The sequence below is a fragment of the Oleiphilus sp. HI0086 genome, from assembly GCF_001635225.1.
In genome coordinates this window covers 1-387 of the sequence record NZ_LWFZ01000295.1, presented here as the reverse complement: position 1 = coordinate 387, position 387 = coordinate 1, and the positions used below count along the sequence as shown (strand labels likewise).

1 protein-coding gene is annotated in these 387 nt (G+C 45.7%); it reads right to left on the bottom strand.

Annotated elements, in window-relative coordinates; all coding sequences use genetic code 11:
- Positions 1-104: 104 nt before the first annotated feature.
- The coding region (locus A3756_RS03665; RefSeq protein ID WP_156490242.1) for a YIP1 family protein at positions 105-387 on the bottom strand (283 nt) is incomplete at its 5' end.

The window sequence follows — 387 nt, the reverse complement described above, 5'->3', positions numbered from 1 at the left end:
ATCGGTATCCAACCAAGCTTGTCATCCGCTGAAAACATATTGACATTAAGAACGCCATCGACAGACCGGGTTCAACATTGATGAACCCGTCTATCTCGCTTTACTTAACCTGATACGAACTGAGGGGCGAAGCCTATGCTCCAGATGACGACTGTACCGACTCTTGTTGCTACAAGGTAAACGAGAGCGACAGTCAAGATAGCGCCGCTAAACAACAATGCGCGTTCTTTGCTAATACCCATGACAATCGGTAAACCGTCGTAGATCAAGAATCCTGCATATACTGCCGCTATAAGATATACAGCCATGTTGAAAATAGGTTCAGGGTTTAAAAGGGCGATACCAGCCAAAAAAAGTGGCGTACAAGAATAGGCTGCCAAGGCGATA